This window comes from Methylomonas montana, from assembly GCF_030490285.1.
GTDB lineage: Bacteria > Pseudomonadota > Gammaproteobacteria > Methylococcales > Methylomonadaceae > Methylomonas > Methylomonas montana.
On sequence record NZ_CP129884.1, the window covers coordinates 528,246 to 553,858 of the forward strand.

Annotated in this window: 25 protein-coding genes; 5 read left to right on the forward strand and 20 right to left on the reverse strand. The window is 54.9% G+C overall.

The annotated features are described in order from the left end of the window. Window positions 1-12: 12 nt before the first annotated feature. A complete protein-coding gene (locus QZJ86_RS02505) occupies window positions 13-909 on the reverse strand; it encodes a phosphoribosylaminoimidazolesuccinocarboxamide synthase (RefSeq protein ID WP_301936156.1) in 897 nt (298 codons plus the stop codon). 69 nt (window positions 910-978) lie between these two features. Here QZJ86_RS02505 and djlA point away from each other — a divergent pair, with 69 nt between their 5' ends. Then, window positions 979-1,770, forward strand: a complete 792-nt coding sequence (gene djlA, locus QZJ86_RS02510) for a co-chaperone DjlA (protein WP_301936157.1) — start codon at window positions 979-981, stop codon at window positions 1,768-1,770. Between the two features lie 90 nt (window positions 1,771-1,860). Here djlA and QZJ86_RS02515 read toward each other — a convergent pair whose 3' ends face one another. From QZJ86_RS02515 to QZJ86_RS02565, 11 genes are all read right to left on the reverse strand, one after another. Beyond that, window positions 1,861-2,022: a hypothetical protein gene (locus tag QZJ86_RS02515; RefSeq protein ID WP_301936159.1), complete on the reverse strand. Its 162-nt coding sequence runs from the start codon at window positions 2,020-2,022 to the stop codon at window positions 1,861-1,863. Window positions 2,023-2,178: 156 nt separating this feature from the next. Then, window positions 2,179-2,739 (reverse strand): YigZ family protein, encoded by a 561-nt coding sequence (locus tag QZJ86_RS02520; RefSeq protein WP_301936160.1) that lies wholly within the window; start codon window positions 2,737-2,739, stop codon window positions 2,179-2,181. A 1-nt stretch (window position 2,740) separates the two neighbouring features. Beyond that, on the reverse strand, window positions 2,741-3,484 hold the full coding sequence (locus QZJ86_RS02525; RefSeq protein WP_301936161.1) for an ABC transporter ATP-binding protein: 744 nt from the start codon (window positions 3,482-3,484) through the stop codon (window positions 2,741-2,743). Further along, on the reverse strand, window positions 3,481-4,242 hold the full coding sequence (locus QZJ86_RS02530; RefSeq protein ID WP_301936162.1) for an ABC transporter permease: 762 nt from the start codon (window positions 4,240-4,242) through the stop codon (window positions 3,481-3,483). Before QZJ86_RS02530 ends, QZJ86_RS02525 begins: the two co-directional genes overlap by 4 nt. Continuing rightward, window positions 4,242-5,207, reverse strand: coding sequence for an ABC transporter substrate-binding protein (locus QZJ86_RS02535; protein WP_301936164.1), 966 nt, complete (start codon window positions 5,205-5,207; stop codon window positions 4,242-4,244). The genes QZJ86_RS02530 and QZJ86_RS02535 overlap by 1 nt, the downstream gene beginning before the upstream one ends. Before the next feature lie 127 nt (window positions 5,208-5,334). Further along, window positions 5,335-8,604 carry an EAL domain-containing protein gene (locus QZJ86_RS02540; protein WP_301936165.1) on the reverse strand — a complete coding sequence of 1,090 codons (3,270 nt, stop codon included), beginning with the start codon at window positions 8,602-8,604 and terminating at the stop codon, window positions 5,335-5,337. Window positions 8,605-8,646: 42 nt separating this feature from the next. After that, complete coding sequence (locus QZJ86_RS02545) at window positions 8,647-9,126, reverse strand: HugZ family pyridoxamine 5'-phosphate oxidase (RefSeq protein ID WP_301936166.1); 480 nt, start codon at window positions 9,124-9,126, stop codon at window positions 8,647-8,649. Then, window positions 9,123-9,701 carry a DNA-3-methyladenine glycosylase I gene (locus QZJ86_RS02550; RefSeq protein ID WP_301936167.1) on the reverse strand — a complete coding sequence of 193 codons (579 nt, stop codon included), beginning with the start codon at window positions 9,699-9,701 and terminating at the stop codon, window positions 9,123-9,125. The genes QZJ86_RS02545 and QZJ86_RS02550 overlap by 4 nt, the downstream gene beginning before the upstream one ends. Then, complete coding sequence (locus QZJ86_RS02555) at window positions 9,701-10,060, reverse strand: YajD family HNH nuclease (protein WP_301936168.1); 360 nt, start codon at window positions 10,058-10,060, stop codon at window positions 9,701-9,703. The genes QZJ86_RS02550 and QZJ86_RS02555 overlap by 1 nt, the downstream gene beginning before the upstream one ends. Window positions 10,061-10,075: 15 nt before the next feature. After that, the gene (gene moaA / locus QZJ86_RS02560) at window positions 10,076-11,080 is read right to left on the reverse strand and encodes a GTP 3',8-cyclase MoaA (RefSeq protein ID WP_301936169.1); all 1,005 of its coding nucleotides are present in this window, start codon (window positions 11,078-11,080) and stop codon (window positions 10,076-10,078) included. 159 nt (window positions 11,081-11,239) lie between these two features. Further along, window positions 11,240-11,695: a low molecular weight phosphatase family protein gene (locus QZJ86_RS02565; protein ID WP_301936171.1), complete on the reverse strand. Its 456-nt coding sequence runs from the start codon at window positions 11,693-11,695 to the stop codon at window positions 11,240-11,242. 32 nt (window positions 11,696-11,727) lie between these two features. On the opposite strand from QZJ86_RS02565, the gene QZJ86_RS02570 reads away from it, so the two are divergent. The 3 genes from QZJ86_RS02570 (at window position 11,728) to QZJ86_RS02580 (ending at window position 13,019) form a co-directional block, all read left to right on the forward strand. Continuing rightward, on the forward strand, window positions 11,728-12,219 hold the full coding sequence (locus tag QZJ86_RS02570; protein ID WP_301936172.1) for a putative toxin-antitoxin system toxin component, PIN family: 492 nt from the start codon (window positions 11,728-11,730) through the stop codon (window positions 12,217-12,219). Beyond that, the gene (locus tag QZJ86_RS02575) at window positions 12,216-12,452 is read left to right on the forward strand and encodes a toxin-antitoxin system HicB family antitoxin (RefSeq protein ID WP_301936173.1); all 237 of its coding nucleotides are present in this window, start codon (window positions 12,216-12,218) and stop codon (window positions 12,450-12,452) included. The genes QZJ86_RS02570 and QZJ86_RS02575 overlap by 4 nt, the downstream gene beginning before the upstream one ends. Before the next feature lie 78 nt (window positions 12,453-12,530). After that, window positions 12,531-13,019 carry a hypothetical protein gene (locus tag QZJ86_RS02580; RefSeq protein ID WP_301936175.1) on the forward strand — a complete coding sequence of 163 codons (489 nt, stop codon included), beginning with the start codon at window positions 12,531-12,533 and terminating at the stop codon, window positions 13,017-13,019. Window positions 13,020-13,057: 38 nt separating this feature from the next. On the opposite strand, the gene QZJ86_RS02585 is transcribed toward QZJ86_RS02580, so the two are convergent. Then, complete coding sequence (locus tag QZJ86_RS02585) at window positions 13,058-14,041, reverse strand: hydrolase (RefSeq protein ID WP_301936176.1); 984 nt, start codon at window positions 14,039-14,041, stop codon at window positions 13,058-13,060. Between the two features lie 159 nt (window positions 14,042-14,200). On the opposite strand from QZJ86_RS02585, the gene QZJ86_RS02590 reads away from it, so the two are divergent. Further along, window positions 14,201-15,274 (forward strand): transglycosylase SLT domain-containing protein, encoded by a 1,074-nt coding sequence (locus QZJ86_RS02590; protein WP_301936177.1) that lies wholly within the window; start codon window positions 14,201-14,203, stop codon window positions 15,272-15,274. Window positions 15,275-15,284: 10 nt separating this feature from the next. Here QZJ86_RS02590 and QZJ86_RS02595 read toward each other — a convergent pair whose 3' ends face one another. The 7 genes from QZJ86_RS02595 to QZJ86_RS02625 all read right to left on the reverse strand — a co-directional run bounded on the left by QZJ86_RS02595 (window position 15,285) and on the right by QZJ86_RS02625 (window position 25,594). Continuing rightward, window positions 15,285-17,150, reverse strand: a complete 1,866-nt coding sequence (locus tag QZJ86_RS02595; protein ID WP_301936178.1) for a M48 family metallopeptidase — start codon at window positions 17,148-17,150, stop codon at window positions 15,285-15,287. A gap of 92 nt (window positions 17,151-17,242) precedes the next feature. After that, window positions 17,243-17,446 carry a hypothetical protein gene (locus tag QZJ86_RS02600; protein ID WP_301936180.1) on the reverse strand — a complete coding sequence of 68 codons (204 nt, stop codon included), beginning with the start codon at window positions 17,444-17,446 and terminating at the stop codon, window positions 17,243-17,245. A gap of 169 nt (window positions 17,447-17,615) precedes the next feature. Next, entirely contained in the window at window positions 17,616-21,041 is a 3,426-nt protein-coding gene (locus tag QZJ86_RS02605; RefSeq protein WP_301936182.1) for a beta strand repeat-containing protein, read from the reverse strand. 428 nt (window positions 21,042-21,469) lie between these two features. Then, window positions 21,470-22,141, reverse strand: coding sequence for a thiopurine S-methyltransferase (locus tag QZJ86_RS02610; RefSeq protein WP_301936184.1), 672 nt, complete (start codon window positions 22,139-22,141; stop codon window positions 21,470-21,472). After that, the gene (locus tag QZJ86_RS02615) at window positions 22,138-22,809 is read right to left on the reverse strand and encodes a class I SAM-dependent methyltransferase (RefSeq protein ID WP_301936185.1); all 672 of its coding nucleotides are present in this window, start codon (window positions 22,807-22,809) and stop codon (window positions 22,138-22,140) included. The genes QZJ86_RS02610 and QZJ86_RS02615 overlap by 4 nt, the downstream gene beginning before the upstream one ends. Window positions 22,810-23,096: 287 nt before the next feature. Next, entirely contained in the window at window positions 23,097-23,384 is a 288-nt protein-coding gene (locus QZJ86_RS02620) for a hypothetical protein (RefSeq protein ID WP_301936186.1), read from the reverse strand. A gap of 71 nt (window positions 23,385-23,455) precedes the next feature. After that, window positions 23,456-25,594 carry a M3 family metallopeptidase gene (locus QZJ86_RS02625; protein WP_301936187.1) on the reverse strand — a complete coding sequence of 713 codons (2,139 nt, stop codon included), beginning with the start codon at window positions 25,592-25,594 and terminating at the stop codon, window positions 23,456-23,458. Window positions 25,595-25,613: the final 19 nt, after the last annotated feature.

A 25,613-nucleotide genomic window follows, 5' to 3' on the forward strand; every position in this document is an offset into this window, starting at 1 on the left:
TAGATAATCGGTTTAATTGCCAATCAGTTTCAGTTCGGCTTCCCGATATTTTTCCGCGCATTTCTCGCTGACTTCCGCCGGCAGTTTCGGGCCGGGAGCGGTCTTGTTCCAATCCAGTGTTTCCAGATAATCGCGCAGATATTGTTTGTCGAAGCTGGGTGGGCTGATACCGACCTGATATTGCTCGACAGGCCAGAAGCGAGACGAATCAGGAGTCAGCGCTTCGTCGATTAAATACAGTTTGCCGTTTTCGTCCAAGCCAAACTCGAATTTGGTGTCGGCAATGATGATGCCGCGCTGACGGGCGTATTCGGCGGCGGTCGTGTAAAGTCGCAAGCTGGCGTCGCGGACTTGGCCTGCCAGATCTTCCCCTACCAGTGCCACCGTATCGGCGAAGCTGATGTTTTCGTCATGGGTGCCCATTTCGGCCTTGCTGGAGGGGGTGTAAATCGGTTCTGGCAATTGCTGAGCTTGTTGCAAGCCGGTCGGCAGTTCGATGCCGCAAACCGAACCGGTGTTTTGATAATCCTTCCAGCCGGAACCAATCAGATAACCGCGCACAATGGCTTCCACCGGCAGAGGTTTCAAACGTTTGACGATGATCGCCCTGCCTTCCACTTGCGCCCTTGAATCAGGGGCGGGAATCACATCTACCAGCGTCAAGTCGTTGCTTAAATGATTCGGAATAATATCCCGCATTTTTTCGAACCAGAAATTACTCACCCTGGTCAATACACGGCCTTTACCAGGAATCGGATCGGGCATGATCACATCGAAGGCCGACATCCGGTCGGTGGTGACAATCAGCAAATGTTTATCGTCGATTTCGTACATGTCGCGGACTTTGCCGCGGCCAAGCAATTTCAAATGCGGCAGGGAAGATTCGTAAAGTGCGGCGGGGGCATTCATAATACGTGTGTGGAGTCAGTGGAAATTGGCTGCAATTTTATCATTAAACCTGTTGAGGGTAGGTAACGCATGAGTTGGCTGGGCAAATTGGTGGGCGGTGCTTTCGGTTTTTTGTTGGGCGGGCCGTTGGGGGCGGTCTTCGGTGCGTCGGTCGGGCATCAGTTCGATGCCGGCATGGAGGGTATGGCCGGCGAGCGATTTAATCCGGGCGATCAGCAGCGGGTGCAAATGGCGTTTTTCACGGCAACGTTCGCGGTGATGGGCCATGTCGCCAAGGCCGATGGCCGGGTTTCTAGCGAAGAAATCGGTCTGGCGAAGCGGGTAATGGACAATATGGAACTCAGCCCGGAGCTGCGCGAAGCCGCTATCCAACTGTTTCAGCAGGGCAAGCATATCGATTTTCCGCTAGCCGCTGTATTGCGACAATTCCGCGCCGAATGCCACCGCCGTACTCATTTGGTGCGGATGTTCGTGGAGATTCAGATTCAGGCGGCTTTTGCCGACGGCGTTTACGATACCAAGGAAGAACAGTTGTTATTGGAGATTTGCGCGCAACTGGGCGTGTCGCATTTTGAATATCGAGTCATCAAGGGGCAGGTTCAGGCACAACAGCGTTTTTATCAGCAAAGTGCGGTTAAATCCGGTTCATCCAGATTGGATGATGCTTATGCGGTATTGGGGGTTTCGAGTACGGCGGACGAAGCGGACGTAAAAAAAGCCTATCGGCGTTTGATGAGTCAGCACCACCCGGACAAGTTGGTGGCTAAAGGTTTACCGGAGGAAATGATGGAGATCGCCAAGCAAAAGACCCAGCAAATCAGAAAAGCCTACGAAACGATACGCGAAGCCAGAGGCTTTTAAAAAAAATGCCCGCCACCCGTGGAGAGAGGTGGCGGGCTAAAGATAAACAGAGCTACTGTTTAATCACACGAGGGAGGTACAACAAAATACTTAAGCGCGGAACGAGCCGTTAAAATCGATATTGCTGGAAATAGTAGCGGCGCCGAACAGCATGGTAGAGATGATGAACTCGCCAGACATGAAGCCAAACACGCCAGTTGTAAAAAATAGGCCGGTGAGTATGTCTCTATAAAGATTGTTCGATTTGTTCATTTTTGCTCCTAGACTGAATACAGTCGATACCAATGAAGACGGTTCTACTATAAGCTTTATTTTTTTATTTACAATACGGTCTATTGTGCATTGTTTGTTTCTTATTATGAAACAAATGTGAAATAAAGCTGTCATCTAGGGCTGGTATAAGCCTTTTTAATCCAGGAATGTGCTAAGAGCCGGGAGATTATGCTTGGGCAGTTTGATGGTCAAGCGTATTGAATCGGAAAAATCCTGGCCGATAATGTTACCGTCCAGTTTTTTCAGTTGGTATTCCAACGCTTGCAGTTGGCTGTAATCCAAATTCAATGTCAGCTCGGTGAATTCGATGTAATCGACAATGTCGGCGGCTTCGATGACTTGCTTGGCGACATTGCCGTAGGCACGCGTCAAACCGCCCGCGCCCAGTTTCACGCCGCCGAAATAACGGATCACCACCACGATCAGATTGATCAGTTGCTTGCCTTCCAAATGTTGAAAGATCGGTTTGCCGGCGGTGCCGCTGGGTTCGCCAGCATCGTGGAAGCGGCAAATCAGGCCATCCGGCGCCTGGATGCGGTAGGCGTAAACGATGTGGCTGGCGTCCGGATAGCGTAGATGCAAATCCTTCAATAACAGCAAGGCTTCCGGTTCGGATTGGCAAGGGCTAATGATGCCGATGAAGCGGGATTTCTTGATAGTTTCCTCGACTTCACAGGTTTTGACGACGATTCTCACCTTATAACAGCCCGTTGATGGCCGGATGCTGGCTCAGCAAATGTTCCCGGAACGCCTCGATTTGCGCTTCGTCATTACGGAATTCGCGCGGGATGTTCACCGCAATGTCGCTGATAATCCGCATCGGCGGCGGCGACAGAAATATCAGTCTATCGGCCAAGGCAATGGCTTCGCGCAGATCGTGGCTGACGAACAGCACGGTATGCGGCCGTTGCTGCCACAGCGAATATAAAAGATTGCGCACTTGCCTGGCACTCGGCGCATCCAGCGAGACGAAGGGTTCGTCCATCAGCAGGATGTCCGGATTGATCGCGAAGGCGCGGATAATGGCTACCCGCCGCTGCATGCCCAACGACAAGCGTTCCGGATAAACCTGCTGCACATCGTCGAGTTGCATCGCGGCCAGTAGCGAGTCGATCAAGGCGCCGGGTGGCGATTGCTCAAACACCACTTCGATATTCTGGCGGACCGTGTACCAGGGCAGTAGCCTTGGATTCTGAAACACATAGCCAATCTTGGCGGTCTTGGCTTGGCTACCGATGCGGATTTGGCCCTGGTAATGGCTATCCAGACCGGCGATCATATTCAACAAGGTGGTCTTGCCGCAGCCGGACGGGCCGAGCAGGCAGACGAATTCGTTACGGCCCACGCCGAGCTGCAAATCGGCGATCGCCTGGTGCTGGCGGTCTTCAGCATGCCTGGAGCGATAAGTCTTATCCTGAATGCTGATGGTAATATCGTTCATCGCCGCCACCGTAAGGCTTTGCGGTCCAATGGCCGCAGCAACAGCCATTCGATCAGTTGAATCACCGCGACGAAGGCAAAGGTGTAGGCCAGCAGGCTGGCGACATCGAACAATTGAAAGAACAGATGCAGCTGATAGCCCATGCCGTTGCTGCGGCCGAGCAGTTCCACGACCAGGATGATTTTCCAGATCAGCGCCAGGCCGGAACGGGTGGCAGCCATCACGAACGGATGCAGTTGCGGCCAGATCACATGCACGAAAGTTCTCTTGCGGTCGAAACGATAGCTTTCGGCCATTTCCAGTAAATCCTTGTCCAACGCCCGCGTACCCTCGCGAATGGTGACGATCACATTCGGTAGTTTATTGATCACCACCGCCAGAATCGCCGCCGATTCCGCCAGCCCGAACCAGACATAGCACAGGATGATGGTGACCAGCGCCGGGATGTTCAGAAAAATCACCAGCCAGTTATCGAAAAACGCGTCCAGTGTCTGGTTTTTACCCAGCATCACGCCGATCGCGCAGCCCAGCAACATCGCGATCGAGAAACTGACCACCAAGCGCAGTAGCGTCACACCCAAGTGATACGGCAGTTCGCCGGATTGGGTGGCCTGCCAGAACACCAGTGCGACTTGGGCCGGATAGGGTAGTGTGTGGCTGTTTGCCACGCTGGCCGCCAGCTGCCATATACTCAGCAGCAATAACAGCGACAGCAGCGTGATGGCGGTGTGATTAAATTTGAAAGTGCCCGTCAACATCAATCGGCCGACCAGAACGTCCCCGCTTGCAGTTGCGCCGAATGGCCGGTCAGTTTGTTGTTGCTGAGTTGATGCAGCACGCTATAGATTTTTGCCGCGGCATCTTGCTGGCTGGCGCCCCATTGCTCGACTCGGCCCTGGCAATAGCGCTCTCTGAGTTTTTGCTGTTCGTTTGGTGTGGCGGCGTCGGTGAGCGGCACGATTTTTTGCCATTCGGCATCGGAACTGCACAGGGCGTCGCGGGCTTGCCTACTCAGGCTGAGGAACTGCTTGACGGCGGTCTTATGTTGATCGGCCCAGTCTTGTTTGAACACATAGCCGATGCTGGGCACCGTTTCGCTGATACCGAGCTGGCGGATGATGTCCTCGCCAGTCAATAACACCCGATAACCTTGGGCCTCCAGATGCGCGGCGAACTGCCAGAAAGTCAGTAAGGCATCCACGCGTTTGTCGAGCAATTGTTGACTGAGCAGCGGTGGCGCGCCGTAGATTTTTTCGACGCTGGCATTCAGATCCAGCTGTTGCTGTTGGCCCAAGGCTTGTAACAGCAGCCAGTTTTTATCCAGTTCGCCACCGGCCACGCCCAGTTTCTTGCCTTTCAGATCGGCCAGCGATTTGATTGGGCTGTCGGCGGGGACCATCAGAGCGCCGGAGGTGTCGGAAAAGGGATAAAAACTTAAATTCGTGCCTGCGCTACGCATGCTGGATGTCCAGATCCAATCCGAGACAATGATGTCTACGGCACCGGACTGCAAGGCGACCTTGCCGGCTTGCTGATTGGCGACGGCAACGTTTTCCAATGTAAATTCGGCCTTGTCTAGCAGGCCTTGATTGCGTATCGCCGCCACTTCCCAATTTAAGGTGCCGGCGGCCATGGCGCCCAACCGAATGGTAGGTTTCTCACCGGCGTAGCCGATATTCGTTAGCAGTGCGGCAACGGTCAGCAGACAAGTTTTAATCTTCATCTTGAAAGTCCCTGGTCGGATGGTCGAAGTGGCGATTTTAACGTAGCCGGGGCCATTCCGAGAATGTTTGTCGGTATCGTAATTTTCGATATGCCTACCAAGGCCAGGCTTGGACCGGCCAGGATATTTAGGTGTTCAGCTCGAACATGGCCGCCGGCACCGGCCGGCCGGTGTAATAACCTTGATACGACAGACAGCCTTTGTCCCGCAAAAACAGGATTTGTTCCTGGGTTTCAACACCTTCGGCGATCACGTGCAAGCCCAAATTTTTAGCCATGCTAATGATGGTTTCCACAATCACCGCGTCGTTTTGATCGTTGGGAATGTCTCGGACAAAGCTTTGATCGATTTTCAATTGGCTGATCGGCAGCTTTTTCAGGTAAGACAAGGACGAATAACCGATACCGAAATCGTCGATCGAGGTTTTCACGCCTAGCGTTTGTAGATCGCGCATTTTTTTCACGGTGTCGTCGATATCGCTAATCACGCAGCCTTCGGTTAGTTCGATCACCAAACGGTCGGCGGATAGCTCGGCGTCGAGCAATATCTGCTTCACCTGTTCGACAAAATCGGCCTGGCGGAATTGCCGGGAGCTGACGTTAACCGCCACATGGTGGATGGACTGCGCTTGTTGGTCCCAGGTTTTTATTTGCCGGCAGGCCTCGCGCATTACCCATTCGCCTATCGGCAGAATCAGCTGGGTATCCTCGGCGATCGGAATGAATTCGGCCGGCGGAATCATACCTTTAACGGGGTGTTGCCAGCGGATCAGGGCTTCGGCACTCACCACCTTACCGTTATCATCGACCTGGGCTTGATAGTGCAATACAAACTGTTGATCTGTCAGGGCCTGGCGGATTTCTTTTTCCAGGGTCAACCGCCGGTTCGCGGCTTCCTGCATCGACGGCCTATAAAAGCTGATGCTGTTACGGCCACTCTCCTTGGCGCGGTACATCGCGGTGTCGGCTTGCTGGATCACGGCTTCCGGCTGATCGGCTACCTCGGGAAACAGGGTGACGCCAATGCTGGTGGAAAAATGGTGTTCGCTGCCCCGTACCGTGAATGGCTGATTGATGGTATGCAAAATTTTTTCCGCCAGCATCGCCGCGTGGTTGGTGGCTTGTGGCAGTTCAGCATGCCGGCCCGGCACCATCACGATGAACTCATCGCCGCCCAAGCGGCAGGCCGTGTCTTCGTCGCGAATGATCGATTTAAGGCGTTGAGCCACCTGAACCAACAATTCGTCACCAACTTGATGGCCGCGCGAGTCGTTGAGGGTTTTGAAGTGATCCAGATCCAGGAAAAACAAGGCGCCAAAACATTGTTGGCGCTTGGCGGCGGCGATTTCCTGTTTCAGGCGGTCCAGCAGCAAGCGTCGATTCGGCAAGCCGGTCAGCGGATCGTAAAACGCCAATTCGTGGATTTCCCGTTCGGCGGCCTTTTGCTCGCTGATGTCGGAAAAAATGGCCACATAATTCAGTAAACGGTCTTGTTCATCCCGGACGCCGGTGACGGTTAGCCAGGCTGGAAACACGTCGCCGTTCTTGCGTCGGCTCCGGATTTCGCCTTGCCATTGGTTATCTGTGATCAGCGTTTGGATCAAGGGGGCGATAAACCCCGACTCCTGGTCGGTGGCCGCCAAGAAATAGGGATGACGGCCGACGACTTCCTCCGTGTTATAGCCGGTGATTTGGTTAAAGGCATTATTAACCCTCAGGAGGATGCCGTTGGTGTCGGTGACGACAATCGCCTCATGCGATTGAAAGGTGGTTGCGGCGATTCTAAGTTCGTTTTCCTGCTGTTTGCGACGCTCTATTTCGGTATTCAAGGCCTGATTGCTGCGCAGTAAATCCCGGGTTTTTAAGGCTACCAAATCCTCTATCCGCGCGGTACGGCCGGTCATCAACATCAGCCCGAAGCTGGTCATGCCGCACAACAGAAAACCGCCTGATAACAGCCACCAGATGGTCCAGGAATGTTGCTGGCTATAAAAAGCCGGCGATGGTTGGTAATAAATGGTCCAGGTTCTATCGGCCACGGTTAAAGAGGCTTGTTTATGGGGGGCAAACTCATCGCGTTTGGTGGGTAAGTTGCTGTACAGCAGTCGCTGCTGGTCGTAGATGCTTAGCGACAACTGGATATCGGGTAAACGTCCAAATATTTCCCGCACTTCGCTACTGAGTTTAAAGACATTGGCCACTAAACCCAGGAAATATTGTTGGCGTTGGTCGCTGCTATTGAGCGATTTGCCTTTTTCGTAAACCGGTGAATAAATCGCAAATTCGAATTGATCGTCGGCGAATGCGATGCCGGGGGTGGTGACGGTTTCGCCGGATGCCACCGCCTTATTGACAGTGGCTATTAGTTCGGGACAGCTGGCGACATCGACACCCATATTCCTTTCGTTGCCGAACCAATAGGCAATGGGGAGATAACTATCCCGGCTACCCGCCGGAAGCGGCTGTCCTTGCGGGGAACATTCCCGGATTGGGGTTTTGAATTGGTTTTCGAATGGTTCGCGCTGCGCCGCATTGACTTTTGGCAACCATTCCAGTGCTTCCAGTTCGGGGTGTTTGTTGAAAATGGTATGAGCGAATAACCTGAATTCATTGCGATTAACCGTTTCAGAGCTATCGAACAAGGCTTTCAACATCCGGTTATTCAAGATGTCGTCGTCCAAATGCTCTTGAAAACTCAGATGGATCAGGTTGACCTGATTCTCGAACAAATCTTGAATGCGTTGGTTTTCCAGGCGGCGGCTGTAAACAAAGGCGATGACCACCAGCAGCAGCGACACGGCTAGTGGATAGGCCACGAATTTTTGACGTTGCCGCCAAATATGATGGGGCGTGCCGATAAATAGCAGCACTAAAGGTGCGAATATCACCGCGCCGATCGCATCGCCCACCCACCATGTGCTCCAGTTCAAACCGAGCTCTGCAAAGTCGATAATCTCGAAAAAATGCAGGAAGCTGGTGCCGATGGTGGCCGAGATCAGACAGCTGCCTATGCTTAGCAGGAAAAAATAGACGATGTGGCGGTCTTCCATGAGCGGATTGTGCCGGCCTATCCAGCGATCGATCAGCGTGGCGCCTAGCCAGGCTTGGGCGCAGGCGCCGATACCGGCGGCCGCGCCCATCCAAAGCGGCAATAATGGGTTGTCGGCACTGGCCAGATTCAGGAAGGCGTAGGCTTGCGCCGCCAGAGCGCCGAGCAACAAGCCTGGCAATATTTTCGGCCCATAATGCAGCCAGCCGGCCAAGGCAATCCCGGCTGAGGGCCAGATCGGGCTGACATAGCTCGGCGGCATGGTTAGCATTTTGCCCAAATAGCCGCCAACGAAATAGGCCAGCGCCAATGCGGCATTGCTTAGAAGCAGTCTAAAGGGAGCTGACATGGTTGACAGTATTGCCGAGGGCGTGAATAAAAATGTGGGGCTTTATTGACTTGGCGGCAATAGCTCACCGTTATCGGCATTAATGACCAAGGCTTTTCCAAACCCTGCTACATATTGGCCGCGTAATGGTGTCAGCGCCAGCAGATGGAAATCGGGTAGCGCGCGCAAAACGGCGACGGTTTCGCCGAATCGGTTTTGTAACGCGTCCAGGAGTTGGTCGTACAAGGGATGTTGCTTATCAAGTTCGCTGACCTTGCAGTTGAATACCACTCTTTGCCTGGCGAATGGATTGGCTGCATCGGCTTCCGGTTCGATGAACATGATGGAGGCCTGGCCTTGGCGCAGCATATTGCCGGTATGTTTGGCCAGTTGGCTGACATAAACGTAATAAGTGTTTTCGTATTCCAAAAACGGCGCATAACTGGCTTCGGCTTCGCCGTGTTCGGAGCAAGTGGCGATAGCCACGCTTTGGCTACGGGCGATCAAGCCCCGGTAATCGGCTGCTAGTGCTTGGGAACTCATGGCAATGTGGCGCGGCTCAGTTGCGAATGGCGGAAACAATCGACAGTGTGATCGTTGACCATCCCCACCGCCTGCATATAAGCATAGCAGATGGTTTTACCGATGAATTTAAAGCCGCGCTTTTGCAGATCCTTGCTCATGGATTCCGATTCCGGCGTGTAAGCCGGCAATTGGCTGTGCTGTAGCCAATGGTTTTGACGCGGCTCACCGTCGACGAAGCGCCAGATATATGTGTCGAAGCCGCCAAACGCTTGCTGTACCCGCAAAAATGCCTGGGCATTGAGCACGGCGGACTGGATTTTTAAACGGTTTCTGACGATGCCGGGATTTTGTAATAGCTCGGTCAGTTTGGCTTGATCGTAAGCGGCGACTTTGTTTGGGTCGAAATGATCGAAAGCGGTGCGATACGCTTCGCGCTTGTCGAGGATGGTTCGCCAACTGAGGCCGGCCTGTGCGCCTTCCAATACCAGAAATTCGAACAGCATTTGTTCGTCGTGCAGCGGCACGCCCCATTCGGTGTCGTGATAATGCTCCTCGTTGGTGCTGCCTAGCGCCCAGGCGCATTTGTTCGGCATCAATCTTTTTTCATCAGGTTTTTCAGATCGGCGAAGGGGTTGAAGGTGGCTACCGGCGCCTTGCCTGCCGACGTGGCTTTGCCGCCGTAACGCACATGTTCTTCAAAGCGCTGATGCTCGTTATCGTGGCAATACAGGCACAGCAACTCCCAGTTGCTACCGTCGGGGGGATTGTGGTCATGATCGTGGTTGACGTGGTGTACGGTCAGTTCGCGCAGATTTTTATGATCAAACTCCCTCGAACAGCGCCCGCAAATCCAGGGATAGAGTTTCAATGCTTGTTCGCGGTAGCCTTTTTCCCGCTCTTCCTTGTAGCGCCGGGCTTCGGCGATGATGTGATAGGCTTTGTTATCCGACATGGTGTCCTCCGTTAGTCAGCCGCCGGTCGCGCTCATGTGCCGCAAAATGACCGGCTGTTCGTGAATATTGAATTCGTGTTTCTCAGGTTTGATTTGCATGGCTTCGACGATGGCCTTTTTCAGCGCGGCTTTATCGCCGGGCTGTTCCCTGACCACTTGTTTCAGATCGACCGAATGTTCGTTGCCCAGACACAGCAGCAAACGGCCTTCGGCGGTCAAACGTACCCGGTTGCAACTGCCGCAGAAATTGGCGCTGTGCGGCGAGATAAAGCCGACTTTGCTGTCGCTACCCGCCACCCGGTAATAAGCCGATGGGCCGCCGGTCGAGTCGGTGACGGCTTCTAATGTAAAGCGTTGCTGCAAATCCTGCCGGATCAAATCGCTGGGGTAAAAAGCGTCGCCGCGATGATGATTGTCCACCGCGCCCAGCGGCATTTCCTCGATAAAGCTGATGTCTATACCGCGCTCGACGGCAAATTCCACCAGGTCGCAAACTTCTGAATGATTGCGGTTTTTCAGAATTACCGCGTTGAGTTTGATGCGTTGAAAACCGGCCGTTCTGGCTTTTTCGATGCCTTTTAGCACCTGTTGCAAGTCGCCGGTACGGGTCAATTCCTTGAATTTGGCCGGATCCAGAGTGTCCAGGCTGATGTTGACGCGCTTGACGCCGGCGGCTTGCAAGTCGTCGGCCATCTCGGCCAGATGCGAGCCATTGCTGGTCAATACCAGTTCGTTCAAGCCAGCCACCCGGCCCAGGTCTTGCAACAAGCCCAATGCGCCCTTGCGCACCAGCGGTTCGCCGCCGGTAATTCGGATTTTGCCCACGCCCAACTCGATGAAGGTTTCGCAGATGAAGCGGATTTCTTCCAGGCTGAGAATCTGGCTGCGCGGCAGAAACACCATATCTTCTGCCATGCAGTAGACGCAGCGAAAATCGCAGCGATCGGTAATCGATACCCGCAGGTAGTTGACCACTCTGCCGAAGCGGTCTATCAGTTGCAAGGGTTTGCTCGGAGCCATTACGGTCAACAAGAAAAATAAAAGTAGAAAATAGTAACACAGCCCTGCGTCGCTGCTGAGCGGTGTTATTGCCGGTAGTTAAAAGATTTAGCCGAGGGCTGCAAGTTCCTGGAATAGTTTTTGGCTTGCTAGGCTAGCACAAGGAAGCCGACTGGTTTTTCAGCTTGTCGAATTGTTAGCCAAACGCTGTAGCAACGCTAATACCGCCGATTCGATTTGCGGTAACGCTTCATTCGGGTGAGCGTCTTCTATATCGTCCACCTGCCAATATTCGATTCGCTCCACCCAGTCCGGAAAACGCTGGTGCAACAAGGGCTTATGCTCGGTTTGTTTCAATGCGACGATGTGCCGGGCGGTTTTTAAATCTTGCTCGGTTAGCGCGATCGGCAAGCGAACAGGGTCGATAGGAATGTAGCGGAGCGCCAAACCATGCAAGGTATACGGCGAAATCGGTCCGGCATCTTCCTCGAGCAACTCGATAGCCAGGCCGCGCGAAAACGCTTGCCAGGGCAACGCGTAGCTCGGCGCGTGATGATTGAACAAATACTCGGCAAACCGGCTGCGGTAGTAGTTGCCGGTGCAGAGGAACAGGATTTGCGGGTGGGTGGTGGTCATAATATGCCGTTATTAGGAGTGTTGGGTGGTGCGTGAGATACCTATTAAATCATCTGCCAAGGCAAGAAAGAATTTGTTTCAGTCATTATAATAGTGATACCGTATGTGGTATGCGAGAAATCATAATGGATACCAATGTTCTGTTCGCTGGCTTATATTCAGCCAATGGCGCATCGTTTAAATTATTGGCGCTTTTAGCCGCCGGCCAGTTGCGGCTAGTGATATCGACGCCATTATTGTTTGAGTATGAAGATGTTTTGATACGCAACCGATCCATGCTGAAACTGACCGACACTGAAATAGACATCGTGTTGGATAACCTGTGCGGATTTAGCCGTCATCAAAAAGTATATTTTTTATGGCGACCATATCTGCCAGACCCGAAAGACGATTTGGTCTTGGAGCTCGCTGTTGCCGCTAACGTCAACACCATAGTTACCCATAATTTAAAAGATTTTGCCCGTATCGAAAAATTTGGCATCGAAGCCATCACGCCAAAAACTTTGTTGGAGCGTTTAGTATGAGCGTATTAAGTCTGAGATTGCCGAATTCCGTACACCGCCATATCAAAGAGCTGGCGAGCAAGGAAGGGGTATCGATTAACCAATTAATCGCCAGTGCCGTTGCAGAAAAAGTCTCGGCCATCGCCACCGAAGACTACTTGCAGGCCCGTGCCGAACGTGCCGATAAAGCCGCTTTTCAGGCTATTTTGGCTAAGGTGCCTAAGCGTGAATCGGTTTTAGGGGATGAGCTATAGGGCGGAGCATCTGTCATTGCGATAAAACGACTGTCTGTCAATCCGGAATAGTCTTTCAATTTCGATGAGATTACGGTAATGACTGAGTCATACTTGGGGCAAGCAGTTTATGAGGACCTCAGAGAAAAGTGGCTGCACGAGGATGATTTGGTAAATCATAGGGTAACTTGGCTTTTAACATCGCAAGCACTTCTGCTTGGTGTATTTGGGATACTAACCAAATTGAGGTTAGATTGGCATCAGCAAAATCTAAAGGACTATTGGCTAGTTGAAGTCTTCACCCCGTTTTCCTTGGCAGAACTGATGACCCCTATTCTCTCTGCATTTGTCCTTGCATATCTTGGTCGTGGAATCTATGCGGCTTTCCGGGCACAGACTGAAATTAGATTACAGCTTGCAAAACATCAATGTTCTGGAAGGATTGCTATCGGTTTTTGCGTTGAAGTTTTTCGCGATTCAACTGAAGACGGTGCTAGGGCCTCGAAGCGTATGGTTTGGGCATTTGCGATTGCTTGGATGTTAATCTATGCCTATGAGTTGCTACGTATTTTGCAGATTCTCACCTAAGATATGGTTTAGAAACGCCTGAGTTGTCGAATGGCTTTTTATCGGGAATGCTCGCTTAAGAAACGGCTGATCCGCATTTCTAACCAATACTGTGGCCTAAACAGCGAGCCACCCACAAACCCCACATGCCCGCCGCCGGCGCAAACTTCCAGTTGAACCTGATCTGATAGTTCGGCGCTGGTTGGCAACACACGCTCGGTCATGAAAGGATCATCCCTGGCTTGCAATATTAAAGTGGGGACGCGGATGCTGTTTAGAAATTGTCGGGAACTGCTACGTCGGTAGTAGTCGTGAGCATCTTTAAAACCGTGCAAACCGGCGACAACCTTGTCGTCGTATTGCCAGAAGGATTTGATGCCCGATAGCTCGCCGAGCTTTAGAATCCGGTCGGCTTGTTCGTGTTGACCGATGTTTTGCAAATGTCGGAGTTTGACGCGCATGTAGTGCTTCAGCTCGCGCAGCAAATAGTCGCGATAGAGTTTCGAGAAGCCGTTGTCCAGTTTGTCGGCGCATTCGCTCAGTACCAATGGCACCGATATAGCCACCGCAGCGCATAAATCCAGCTTGTCGCCTTGTTCGCCCAGCCATTTCAATAGCACGTTGCCACCCAGCGAGAAGCCTATCGCCGCCATGGCTCGATCCGGAAAACGCTGGCGTAAAGTCCGATACAAAAAATCGATGTCTTCGGTTTCGCCGGAGTGATAACAGCGCGCCATCCGATTCATCTCGCCGCTGCAACCGCGGAAATTCAGCGCCACACTGGCAAAGCCAGCGGCCGATAAGCTATGCTGCAAGCCGACAATATAGCCGGAGCGGCTGCTGCCGGCCAAGCCATGCAACAGGAGTACCAGCGGCTGGTTGCCGTTGTCGCACCAGTCGATGTCCAGGAAGTCGCCGTCCGGCGTGTTTAGCCGTTCGCGGCGGATGCCGGATGGTGGTGAGATGCGCCGCAGCAAGGCCGGATAGATAGTCTGCAAATGCGGGCTGTTCAGCCACCAGGCCGGGCGGAAGGCGTTGTGCATGGTTGTGGACCTGCTTTATAGTAGTCGTTAGGTGATAGTTCGATAGAGGAATATACCTTTTGTATCGCCAAACGCTAGCGCGAGTCTTTGCGGCGGATGTTTCGCCGTTGCCTGTCTGAGGTTTTCCGGATTATTTCCAACCATGTTTCACTATTCTTGATGAGTCGGCCAATTCCTATCGCCAAAACACCGATTAAACCTGCCCAGCCTGGCCGTGCAAAAGCAGGTTCGGGTCGGAAGCCAAGCAAACCGCGCCGCAAAACCAAGCAGTTACGCAAACAAAATTGGTGGCTGGTTGTTTTGGAAGGCTTGGCGCTGGCGATTGCGGCTGTGCTGGCGACGATGTTCGTACTCGGTTACTCGGCTAGCTGGCTGTCCGGTCCCGGTTTTTTTACCAGTCTGTTGCCGTTCGCGGTCGGCGTGGTGATCTTGATGTTGGCGGCGGCGGCATTGTTGATTGCCTGGTCGCGCTTGCGAGTTTGGTTGCATGGCCGGTTGGATTATTTGCCCTCCGCGCTGGCGGTGAGTCTGGCCGCTTCGACCGGCTGGTTCGTGATGCACGACGGCTATATCGAGGTGTTCACGCATTTTCGCACCTTGGTCGGTGGCAAGCAGGAAGCCGAACGGGTGACGCTGGCGCATCAAGTCTACGCGGCGTATCGGCGCCACGGCATCGGCGGATTACAGAAAATGATGGAGCGTGCCGATGCCTTCAATCCGGCAATCGAGGATGCTGCAAAGGCGTTTGATGTCGATGTCAATTTGCTGCAAGGCATCGCTGCTACCGAATCGTCTTTTATGCCGCGCGACAGCTTTGATGGCGGCAAAGGCCTGTTCCAGATCACTGCCGTGCCCAAAGCCATTACCCGCGAGGCCGCCGACGAGTTGGACGTGGCGGAACTGCAAGTCAACGACCCCAGGCACAATGCTTTTGTGGCCGCCGCCACCTTCAAGCACTATTTGCAACAAATGAACGGCGATCTGTTTTTAGGTTTGTTGGCTTACAACATCGGGCCGCGCAACGGCGGCTTGCGTTTCATCATGCAGCAATACGGCGCCAAAGACTTCGTGACGATGCAGCCGTATCTGCAAACCTTGCCGAGAGATTACCCGATCCGGGTATTGTCTTACGCTTTGGCGTTCAAACTTTACCAGCGCGAGGGCAAACTGCCGGCTTACGAAGAAGGCGACAATGCCGTCAAAATCCAACTGGTCGGCATTCCCGGATTTTGACGGCGGCGAGTCAACGCCGGTAGATTTCGCTGCCGGCCTTGATCGCCCGCTTGGCGATCGCTGCATGCGGGCCGGATTTACTCAGCACGAACAGGCTGTGCGGCAGAGATAGTTGGGCGAGCAGTTGTTGCGTCAGTTTTTGTTCGTTGGCGAAGGCCTTTTTGGCGAACACCAGCACATAGGTTTTCGCGTCGGGATAGTGTTGCATCGGCTTTTCGGCCAGCCACAAACGTTTGACGCCGGCGACTGCCGCCGCTGCCCCGTGCAACGCGGCCAAGGTTTCATTATCGGCTTGAGGTTTGCTCAGAGTGTCCTTACGGCTTAGGTTTTGCCGTTCGATGTCGGCAGCTTGATTGATGTCGATTTGCTGTTCCGCCCGGCGCAGCCACTGCTCGGCGGCGGCGAGGTCGCCCTGGCGGCGGTGGAAATATTCCAGCCAGCGACAGCCGTCTATCGTCAACTCCGGCTTGGCGTCCATGGCTGCCTGTATCGCGCCGACTCCGGCCGGGTCGCCGCGTTTCAACAGCAGACGGCCGATCACGAAATCGGCATTGGCGTCGGCATGGGCGGCGCGGTAGCGCTGGAACAGCGGCAGCGGATCGGTGTCCGGTGCGAATTCCTCGGTCAGCACCGCCAAATGCCATTGCTGCTCGGCGCTGAGTTGTTCCGTTGGCAATTGCGCCAATTCGGCGAGTTGCCGGCGGCCGTCTTGGCAATATTGAAATCGCTCGCGCCATTTTTCGCCGTGGTTGTCTAGCCAGAGCCGGTCGAAATCGGCTAGTACGCCAGCCAATTGTTCGCCCAACCAGGCCTGTGCGGCCGAATGAGCCGGCATTTTTGGCAACGGCGCCTCGGTTTGCAGTGCTTGCAAGCGGTCGTTCAGCGCCGGATGAGTATCGTAATGGCCGGTTTCGACGGCTAACGCATCGGCAACCTTGGTGCGCAACTCGTCGGTTTCGAACGGCGCTTGTCCGAGGAAGTCGAGCAGCGGCCCGAAAGGCGCGGCTGGCTGTTCGCAAAGATCGGCCCGCTGAAAAAATGGCGTCCAAAACCGCTCGTTGATCAGGCCGCTCACCACGTGACTATTGACCAGTGCCTGCGCGGCATCCGAGCGGCTAGTAAGTTGCGCGGCAACCGCGTCGGCGGTGAATTCGTTGCTGCGGGCCAGCGCGAACGAATAGGCGGCAAAGGTCGGCGCGTACCAATCGAAGAAGCGCCGCATCAGCACGGCGCCGATGTTTTGTTGCCGAGCCAGGCCGTCTACGATGCGCTGCCAACCCAGCCGGACCCGGTAAATCCAGCCGCCGAAACGGCCGTGCGCCGCCGACAAATGGCCTAGTTCGTGGGCGATCACGGCTTCGGCTTGGGCCGGCGACAGGCTTAGCAGCAGTTCCAGGCCAAGTATCAAGGTATTTTTCGGAAAGCCGAACACACCCAAGCGCGGGGTTTGCACGATCGCGGCGTTGGATTCCGCCGTCAAAATCACTTGGTGAATGCGCGGCGCCCGTAGTTGGTGGCTCAGCGATTTTAAACGCCCGAACAGCTCCGGGTATTGTTTCGCGGTCAAACGATAGCCGTTCGGTGCTTCGAACCTGATCCACAGCGCCCGCAGCAACACGTAAATCATCCCCAGAATTACGAAGATCAATTTCTTCTTTAGCAGCAGAATCGCGAAGGTGGTACTGGCCAGCGCCGCCCAGCCGATGCCGACGCTAAGCGCCAACAACGTAAACAGCACGCCGAAGATCACCAGATAACCCAGTAGCGCCAGCAGCCCGACTTTGGCTCGGTAAAGGTCCGGCCGCCGCAGAGCTTCCTGTTCCGCGCGGCGGATCAAGGCTTCCAACTGTTCGCGTTGTTCGGTGGTGGTTTTCATACAGGCTCCATTTGAAATTGGGAGGGGCGTGTTGTTGGCGCGCAAGCCGGGCTGCGCGTTGAACTTGGTCTAACGAAAATGATACGTTGTTTTTAGTGGTTTTGGTATTCCGGGGTTTCGGCGGGATTTCTTAATACCTTTAGCTCATTCGTGCTGCCGGCAAACGGATTTTCGATGGGCGGGACAATTTCCTTGAATTGGCGTTGTTCGAGGAATTTGGGCAATTCGAGCTTGGCTTTGTGTTGCCAGGCGGAAGGTGCTTCGCTTATCTGCGCTACGGCCCTATCGAAGATCAAAAGCCAACGGGGGCAAGCTATTTTTTATGGTCAATCTTGCAAACCGGCAATCCGATTATTGGATGCGCCATATAGAAACATTACGAGCTTAGCGCCGTTTTTATGGTTGGCAATGAGCTGAAATTCCACCGGCTGGGGTTCACGACCCAGCCGGCAGAGCGGAGCTTTATCAGGCGTCCTTGGTCGCAGATTTGCGGCGTGCGGCCAACAAACCCATCCCTGAAAGCATGAACCATACCGATCCCGGTAGCGGTACCGCAGAGGTAGCGATCACGATCGAATTGCTGAGGTATTGCACATCGAAGTGAATCGAAGGATCAAATCCCGCCACCACAACGTTGTCAAAGATACCGGTCAGGCTGCCGGGATTGAAAGTCATCAACGTAAAGCTATCGCTTTGGCCCGGGTCGTAGCCACCAAGGCTGTTGATTTGCAGGGTACCGGACAATGCCACACTGCTGCCGATGCCCTGAATCGAGATGGTATCGAAACTGGCCAACGACGCCAGATCGAAATCCAGCACCCCGCCCGCCAATTGTCGGAAAGTACTATTGTTGCCAAAGTCGATAGCCAGCGCACCAACCGCATTGTCGCCACCGGCCTGAATTTGGCCACTATTGACAAGGCGATTACCCGAACCCGCCACACTAAAAGTGCCGTTACCTGACAGCGTGCCCTGGTTGGTAAAATCCCTGGAGCTGGAATTGGTTTCAAACACCGCATTGGCCGCAACCTGGATGTCGCCTTGGTTGGTAAAGCCGTTGGCGGTAGCCGCTCCGGACAAGCTCACGGTACCCAGTTGCACGTCCACCGTGCCGGTGTTGTTGAAGGTCGTGTTGACCGTCGTCGTGCTGGTGCCGCCGCTTTTTCGGAAGATGCCGGCGTTGTTGAAGGCCGGAAAACCAGCCAGATTGTTGAGGTCGCCGAAAGCGGTGGCGAAAACCTGCTGATTGCCCTGGCTGTCCCAGACCGCGCCAGACGCGTTATCGATCCGGCCCGAGCCGCCGCTGCCGGTCGCGTTCAAATTCAGATTGCCGCTGCTCCAGGTCACCGTGCCTTCGTTGCGCAGTACGCGGCCAGCATCCAGGTCGAGACCGTTGCTGCTGATCGTCGTAGTGCCTTGTAAGGTGGTGGTGCCCGTGCCGCTGTGCGTGCCGGCGGTGAAGTTGGCGTTGCCGGTCACCGTCAGGTTGCCGGCCCCGTTTAAGGTGCCGCCGCTTTGCGTGAAATTGGCGGTCTGCCAGTTCTGCGCCAGGTTTAGCGTGCCATTGGCCACTCGCGTGGTGCCGGCGATCGCGGCGCCGACGTTGGCGTTGACGATGCCACTGGTGACGCCCAGCGTGCCGGCGATATCGAAGCTGGTGCCGGTATTCAGATTGTGCGTGCCGCCCGCCAAATCCAATTCCGCACCGCCGGCGGCTCTGAGCGTACCGCTATGCGTGCCGCCGCCGGACAAACTGATGCTGCCCAGTTGGGCATCGACCGTGCCGGTGTTGTTGAAGGTCGTGCTGACCGTCGTCGTGCCGGTGCCGCCGCTTTTTCGGAAGATGCCGGCGTTGTTGAAGGCCGGAAAACCAGCCAGATTGTTGAGGTCGCCGAAAGCGGTGGCGAAAACCTGCTGATTGCCCTGGCTGTCCCAGACCGCGCCAGACGCGTTATCGATCCGGCCCGAGCCGCCGCTGCCGGTCGCGTTCAAATTCAGATTGCCGCTGCTCCAGGTCACCGTGCCTTCGTTGCGCAGTACGCGGCCAGCATCCAGGTCGAGACCGTTGCTGCTGATCGTCGTAGTGCCTTGTAAGGTGGTGGTGCCCGTGCCGCTGTGCGTGCCGGCGGTGAAGTTGGCGTTGCCGGTCACCGTCAGGTTGCCGGCCCCGTTTAAGGTGCCGCCGCTTTGCGTGAAATTGGCGGTCTGCCAGTTCTGCGCCAGGTTTAGCGTGCCATTGGCCACTCGCGTGGTGCCGGCGATCGCGGCGCCGACGTTGGCGTTGACGATGCCACTGGTGACGCCCAGCGTGCCGGCGATATCGAAGCTGGTGCCGGTATTCAGATTGTGCGTGCCGCCCGCCAAATCCAATTCCGCACCGCCGGCGGCTCTGAGCGTACCGCTATGCGTGCCGCCGCCGGACAAACTGATGCTGCCCAGTTGGGCATCGACCGTGCCGGTGTTGTTGAAGGTCGTGCTGACCGTCGTCGTGCCGGTGCCGCCGCTTTTTCGGAAGATGCCGGCGTTGTTGAAGGCCGGAAAACCAGCCAGATTGTTGAGGTCGCCGAAAGCGGTGGCGAAAACCTGCTGATTGCCCTGGCTGTCCCAGACCGCGCCAGACGCGTTATCGATCCGGCCCGAGCCGCCGCTGCCGGTCGCGTTCAAATTCAGATTGCCGCTGCTCCAGGTCACCGTGCCTTCGTTGCGCAGTACGCGGCCAGCATCCAGGTCGAGACCGTTGCTGCTGATCGTCGTAGTGCCTTGTAAGGTGGTGGTGCCCGTGCCGCTGTGCGTGCCGGCGGTGAAGTTGGCGTTGCCGGTCACCGTCAGGTTGCCGGCCCCGTTTAAGGTGCCGCCGCTTTGCGTGAAATTGGCGGTCTGCCAGTTCTGCGCCAGGTTTAGCGTGCCATTGGCCACTCGCGTGGTGCCGGCGATCGCGGCGCCGACGTTGGCGTTGACGATGCCACTGGTGACGCCCAGCGTGCCGGCGATATCGAAGCTGGTGCCGGTATTCAGATTGTGCGTGCCGCCCGCCAAATCCAATTCCGCACCGCCGGCGGCTCTGAGCGTACCGCTATGCGTGCCGCCGCCGGACAAACTGATGCTGCCCAGTTGGGCATCGACCGTGCCGGTGTTGTTGAAGGTCGTGCTGACCGTCGTCGTGCCGGTGCCGCCGCTTTTTCGGAAGATGCCGGCGTTGTTGAAGGCCGGAAAACCAGCCAGATTGTTGAGGTCGCCGAAAGCGGTGGCGAAAACCTGCTGATTGCTCTGGCTGTCCCAGACCGCGCCAGACGCGTTATCGACCCGGCCCGAACCGCCGCTGCCGGTCGCGTTCAAATTCAGATTGCCGCTGCTCCAGGTCACCGTGCCTTCGTTGCGCAGTACGCGGCCAGCATCCAGGTCGAGACCGTTGCTGCTGATCGTCGTAGTGCCTTGTAAGGTGGTGGTGCCCGTGCCGCTGTGCGTGCCGGCGGTGAAGTTGGCGTTGCCGGTCACCGTCAGGTTGCCGGCCCCGTTCAAGGCGCCGCCGCTTTGCGTGAAATTCCCAATAGTCGAGTTGCCGGTAGCGTTGTTTGCGGTTGTAGCGCCGACCAGATTCAAAATGCCACTGGAGATGGCCAGTATTTCGTTACCGCCGTTAGTATTAACACTATTGACCGTAAACGGGCTGCCGGTACTACGGACGGTGATGGTTTGGGCGCCGGCGACGTCTAGCACGGTATCATCGCCGGCACCGGGTAAGGCTGGGAAGGAACTCCAGTTGCTGGTCACGTCCCAAAAACCCGAGGTGTTTGCCCAGTTGACCTGGGCCGCAGTACTTAGTCCGGGGGTTAACAATGAAATGATCATGGCGCTGAGCTGAGTGAGCCGGAAAGGGCTATTAATATGCATCGATCAATCTCCTGGTAATACGTCACAATTTGAGACGAAGTTAATGATTAGGCGACAGAGCTCAGATGACCAGTGCTGTATCCAGAAGACTGGAGCATGCGATCTTTCGTTATTTTTATCCATGACGTCGGTCGCTAGCGTTTAAGCTCCGGAGATACGATACTGAGAGAAGCCGTAGGAAGTCAAATATTAGATGTGGTTCACAAATTTTGATTGCTTTGGTGGATTGGCCTAATCAAGGTAAATCGTCGAGGAAACGTGATAAGGTGCGCTGGCTTATAGATTGCCGCCGTCAGACGCCTCTGTCGAGTGAGCTAGCCAAGGCCGTAACGCAAATAACCAACGGGCATGGGCATTGCGCCGAATGCTAAACGATCCCATGGGCGTACGGTTTCGTCTATTGTCGCCCTACCGACGACACCAAGGCCTTACAGCTGCGTTTTACTGGATAAGCGATAAACCTTGTATTGGCCGGCCTCACCAGCATCGCCCACTTCCAGATCGAATTCGCCGATGCTTTGGACGTGACTTAGTTCAATCGCAAAGCCCTCGCCATACAGGTCTTGAACTTCGGCCGCGATGTTGGTGGCATTATCCTCGGATGACTCTGCTTCGATGTCTTCGGTAGTCAGCAGCAAGATAGTGGCCGTTGCTGGTACGAGTCGCTGTAATTGCGAGACATACTGCTCGCGGATATCTTCGGGTAATGCCGTTAACGCGGCGCGGTCGTAAACGATATCGACTGCTCCCAAATCTGCGGCGGTCAGCGAAAAATAATCGCCGCACAAGATAGTTAATATGCCGCTCCGCCACAACGTGAACTTACCCACGCGTCGGCGAGCCGGCCGCAGCTGGTTTTCCTTAAAAAATGCCCGCACCGCGATGTCGCTCAATTCGACGCCGATAACCTGGTGCCCCTGTTCGGCGAGCCAGAGCATATCCAGGCTTTTACCGCAAAGGGGGACAAACACTCGGCTGCCATGTACCGGATTCAGGCCGGGCCAGAATTGCGCGAGCAAACGATTGACGGCGGGCTGATGAAAATCGGTGCGCCGGTCGCGCCAAAATTGCAGCCACAAGGCATTATCGCGCCCCGTCATGCCAATGCTCGTGCGGATGTTTGGCTAAAGCTTAGAAACCGGCCTTTATAACGTTCGCCGTTTTCGATAACGCGTTCGGCAATCCGACTGGAGCAGTCATATCCCAAGCGGGTCATTTCCCGGCAAAATCCTACCCGGTTGCCGCGATCGGGATCGACAATCACGATTTGCGCGTCCGGCGCGGCATGACTCGCGATGAAAGCGGCCAGTTGATCGGGTTGCTGGCGTTCGTAAAGCACATCGCTGCCGATAATCAGGTCGAATTGGCCTAACTCGGGGTTGCTGATTGCCCAGTTGCCGGTTTGATATTTTAATGGCCCCATCTTATTCAGCCGCACATTCTCGCTTAAGAATGCCTGGCTCAAGGGATGCCAATCGCTAACGGTAATATCGCCGGCCCGGCGATGGATCACCAGACTAGCCAAGCCCAAGCCGGCTCCAATTTCCAGGATACGCTTTCCGGCCAAATCGAAGCTATGCATGGCCAAGGCCAACACCCGGGCAGAAGGCCAAATATGCCCGAACAAAGACCAGCTCGCCGGGGAGATGCCCGCCTGATCGGCCTCGCCTTGCGGGTCGGCATATTGTTGTAAGTCGGCTAATGAGCGGATGAGATAATCGAGGCCGGCCACGGTGACGGTTTCGAATTTGACACGATAATCTGGCATGGGGTTATACGGCAAGGGTTGTGCATCAGGAAAATGTTCTGATCGAAGGCACAACGCTTACTGAAAAGAGGCATGCAGGCCGAAAAGGCACTCGCGGTGTCGCCCTGGAAACAGGGCAACGGAGATTAAGGTAACACATTGGCTACTCGAGTGACCGAGAAGCTATTTTCAATGCTTTGGGGGGACGCCTACCGGACAGACGTCCTCGCTGTCGAACTAACGGGCTGGGGGCATTGCATTCAATCCGGTTGAAACAGATGATCCAGCAATCAGTTAAACGATAAATCTTAAAAAACCGGCACGACCAATACGAATATAAACGCAATGATCGTCCAGATCACGATCTTGGTTTTTAAGGGTGTGTTTCGCCAGAGGGTTTTCAATTCGTCGCGCAGCGCTTGTGATCGGTCTTCAGCGGCGCGGACCCGTTTCAGAGCGCCTTTTAGCGTGCGGCTTTCCTGTTTTTGCTGCTCTTCAAACAGCAGTTCGTCGAGCTGGGAATAAAACACGTCGCAGCTCGGACATTTAAATTCCTCGCCTAACCTGGGCTGGCCGCATTGGGGGCAGTTTTTCATGATAACTCCTTAAAAACCGGTTGCCTTGATGCTATGTCATCGAGGCAACCGGTCAAATTTGCGTCCATGCCTTACGCGGCAATGCCGTTATGTCTGAGCAAGGCATCGATATTGGGTTCGCGGCCACGGAAGTTTTTGAACAGCGTCATCGCATCGCTGCTGCCGCCTTGTTCCAGGATGTTGTGCAAAAATGCCGCGCCGGTAGTTTGGTCGAAGATGCCTTTTTCCTCGAACAAGGAAAAAGCGTCTGCCGACAACACTTCCGCCCATTTGTAGCTGTAATAACCGGCCGCGTAACCGCCGGCGAAGATATGCGAAAAACTGTGGGCGAAGCGGTTGAAGTCCGGCACCTTGACCACCGCCACTTGATCGCGGACTTGTTTGAGGATGCTGTAAATCTGACCGCCTTTGGCCGGGTTGTAATGTTGGTGCATCTTGAAATCGAACAAGCTAAATTCCAACTGCCGCACCATCATCATGCCGGCCTGGAAATTTTTGGCGGCCAGCATTTTGTCGTACAGCGCATCCGGCAGCGGTTCGCCGGTTTGATAATGGCCGGAGATCAGGCCCAGCGCTTCTTTTTCCCAGCACCAGTTTTCCATAAACTGGCTGGGCAGTTCCACCGCATCCCATTCGACACCGTTGATGCCGGACACGCCGAGATGGTCGATCTGGGTCAGCATGTGATGCAGGCCGTGGCCGAACTCGTGAAACAGCGTTTCCACTTCGTCGTGAGTCAGCAAAGCCGGATCGTTGCCGGTAGGCGGCACGGGTTCCTGACCCGTCGCCGCACTCGGCAACTGCTCCTTGCGTTGCCCTACCTCCTGCATCCCGGCAGTCGTCACACCATCCCTGGCGATCGGTGGTGTAAAGTTGCAAGTCAAATATGCGACGGGCGTTTGCAATTCGCGGCCGACTTTTTTTCGGCAGACGCAGTCGTCCATCCAGGCGCCGCCGCGTTTTTTGGCGCGGGCGTAGAGGTCCAGGAAGAAGCGGCCGCGCAATTGGCCTTCTTTGTCCATAATCCGGTAAAAGCGAGCGTCGGGGTGCCAGGTGTCGAAGTCTTCGATTTCGCTGATTTGCAGGCCGTAGAGTTTTTCGACGATGGCAAACAGGCCGGGTACGACTTTGCTGTCCGGAAAATAGGCTTTTACTTCTTCCTGCGACAGTTGGTAGAAATGTTGACGCATTTTTTCCGAGTAATAACCGATGTCCCAGGATTGCAAGTCGTGCAGGCCATGTTCGGTCGCGGCGAACTCCTTCAATTCGGTCAGGTCGCGGCGAGCTTGGCGCCAGGATTTGTCGGCCAAGTCTTCCAGGAATTTGACCACGTCGTCGGTGGATTTGGCCATTTTGGTGGCCAGCGAATATTCGGCGTAGTTGTTAAAACCCAGCAATTGGGCTTTTTCATAGCGCAGGGCCAGAATTTGTTCCATCAACTCGGAATTATCCCATTGCCCGGCATGCGGGCCTTGATCGGAGGCGCGGGTGCAGAAGGCTTCGTAATGTTCGCGGCGCAGTTCGCGGTTGTCTGCGTAGGTCATCACCGCCAAATAAGACGGAAATTGCAGATTGATCAGCCAGCCGTCCTTGCCTTCCGCTTCGGCGGCTTGTTTGGCTTGTGCCAGAGCCGATTCCGGCAGGCCGGCCAAATCGTCGATATGGGTGATCTGCTTGTGCCAAGCGTTGGTGGCATCCAGCAAATTTTCTTCGTACTGGCTGGCTAGTTTCGATAATTGTTGGTTGATGTCCTTATAGCGGGCTTGCTGTTCGGGCGGCAAGTCCACGCCGGACAAATGAAAATCGCGTAGCGCGTTGTTGACGATTTTTTGCTGGGCGCGGTCGAGCTTGGCGAATTCGGCACTGTCGTGGATGGCGTGATAAGCCTGGTACAAGGCCCGGTTCTGGCCGGTTTCGGTGGCGTATTCGCTGAGCTTGCCCAGGCAGGCGTTGTAGGCATCGCGCATTGCTTCGCTGTTGACCACCGAATTCATATGGCTGACCGGCGACCAGGCTTTGTTGAGGCGGTCTTCGGCGGCTTCGATGGGTTCGATCAGATTTTGCCAGGTATAGGGGCCGCCGGCTTGTAGCTGCCGATCTATGATTTGCCGGGCTTCGGCCAGCAACTGGCTGATGGCCGGTTCCACATGTTCGGGCAGGATTTTAGAAAATTGCGGTAGTTCGGTGTTTTCGAGTAAGGGATTGGTCATATCGGTAGCGAGTGTGGTA

Excerpts from the sequence above, each read along its gene's own strand:
- QZJ86_RS02515 (WP_301936159.1), bottom strand. The coding sequence starts at position 2,022 with ATGAACAAATCGAACAATCTTTATAGAGACATACTCACCGGCCTATTT.
- QZJ86_RS02615 (WP_301936185.1), bottom strand. The coding sequence starts at position 22,809 with ATGCCAGATTATCGTGTCAAATTCGAAACCGTCACCGTGGCCGGCCTC.
- QZJ86_RS02575 (WP_301936173.1), top strand. The coding sequence starts at position 12,216 with ATGAGCGTATTAAGTCTGAGATTGCCGAATTCCGTACACCGCCATATC.
- QZJ86_RS02565 (WP_301936171.1), bottom strand. The coding sequence starts at position 11,695 with ATGACCACCACCCACCCGCAAATCCTGTTCCTCTGCACCGGCAACTAC.
- QZJ86_RS02555 (WP_301936168.1), bottom strand. The coding sequence starts at position 10,060 with ATGTCGGATAACAAAGCCTATCACATCATCGCCGAAGCCCGGCGCTAC.
- QZJ86_RS02505 (WP_301936156.1), bottom strand. The coding sequence starts at position 909 with ATGAATGCCCCCGCCGCACTTTACGAATCTTCCCTGCCGCATTTGAAA.
- moaA (WP_301936169.1), bottom strand. The coding sequence starts at position 11,080 with ATGGCTCCGAGCAAACCCTTGCAACTGATAGACCGCTTCGGCAGAGTG.
- QZJ86_RS02525 (WP_301936161.1), bottom strand. The coding sequence starts at position 3,484 with ATGAACGATATTACCATCAGCATTCAGGATAAGACTTATCGCTCCAGG.
- QZJ86_RS02610 (WP_301936184.1), bottom strand. The coding sequence starts at position 22,141 with ATGACGGGGCGCGATAATGCCTTGTGGCTGCAATTTTGGCGCGACCGG.
- QZJ86_RS02530 (WP_301936162.1), bottom strand. The coding sequence starts at position 4,242 with ATGTTGACGGGCACTTTCAAATTTAATCACACCGCCATCACGCTGCTG.
- QZJ86_RS02535 (WP_301936164.1), bottom strand. The coding sequence starts at position 5,207 with ATGAAGATTAAAACTTGTCTGCTGACCGTTGCCGCACTGCTAACGAAT.
- QZJ86_RS02540 (WP_301936165.1), bottom strand. The coding sequence starts at position 8,604 with ATGTCAGCTCCCTTTAGACTGCTTCTAAGCAATGCCGCATTGGCGCTG.
- QZJ86_RS02550 (WP_301936167.1), bottom strand. The coding sequence starts at position 9,701 with ATGCCGAACAAATGCGCCTGGGCGCTAGGCAGCACCAACGAGGAGCAT.
- QZJ86_RS02585 (WP_301936176.1), bottom strand. The coding sequence starts at position 14,041 with ATGCACAACGCCTTCCGCCCGGCCTGGTGGCTGAACAGCCCGCATTTG.
- djlA (WP_301936157.1), top strand. The coding sequence starts at position 979 with ATGAGTTGGCTGGGCAAATTGGTGGGCGGTGCTTTCGGTTTTTTGTTG.
- QZJ86_RS02620 (WP_301936186.1), bottom strand. The coding sequence starts at position 23,384 with ATGAAAAACTGCCCCCAATGCGGCCAGCCCAGGTTAGGCGAGGAATTT.
- QZJ86_RS02595 (WP_301936178.1), bottom strand. The coding sequence starts at position 17,150 with ATGAAAACCACCACCGAACAACGCGAACAGTTGGAAGCCTTGATCCGC.
- QZJ86_RS02625 (WP_301936187.1), bottom strand. The coding sequence starts at position 25,594 with ATGACCAATCCCTTACTCGAAAACACCGAACTACCGCAATTTTCTAAA.
- QZJ86_RS02580 (WP_301936175.1), top strand. The coding sequence starts at position 12,531 with ATGACTGAGTCATACTTGGGGCAAGCAGTTTATGAGGACCTCAGAGAA.
- QZJ86_RS02605 (WP_301936182.1), bottom strand. The coding sequence starts at position 21,041 with ATGCATATTAATAGCCCTTTCCGGCTCACTCAGCTCAGCGCCATGATC.
- QZJ86_RS02545 (WP_301936166.1), bottom strand. The coding sequence starts at position 9,126 with ATGAGTTCCCAAGCACTAGCAGCCGATTACCGGGGCTTGATCGCCCGT.
- QZJ86_RS02590 (WP_301936177.1), top strand. The coding sequence starts at position 14,201 with ATGAGTCGGCCAATTCCTATCGCCAAAACACCGATTAAACCTGCCCAG.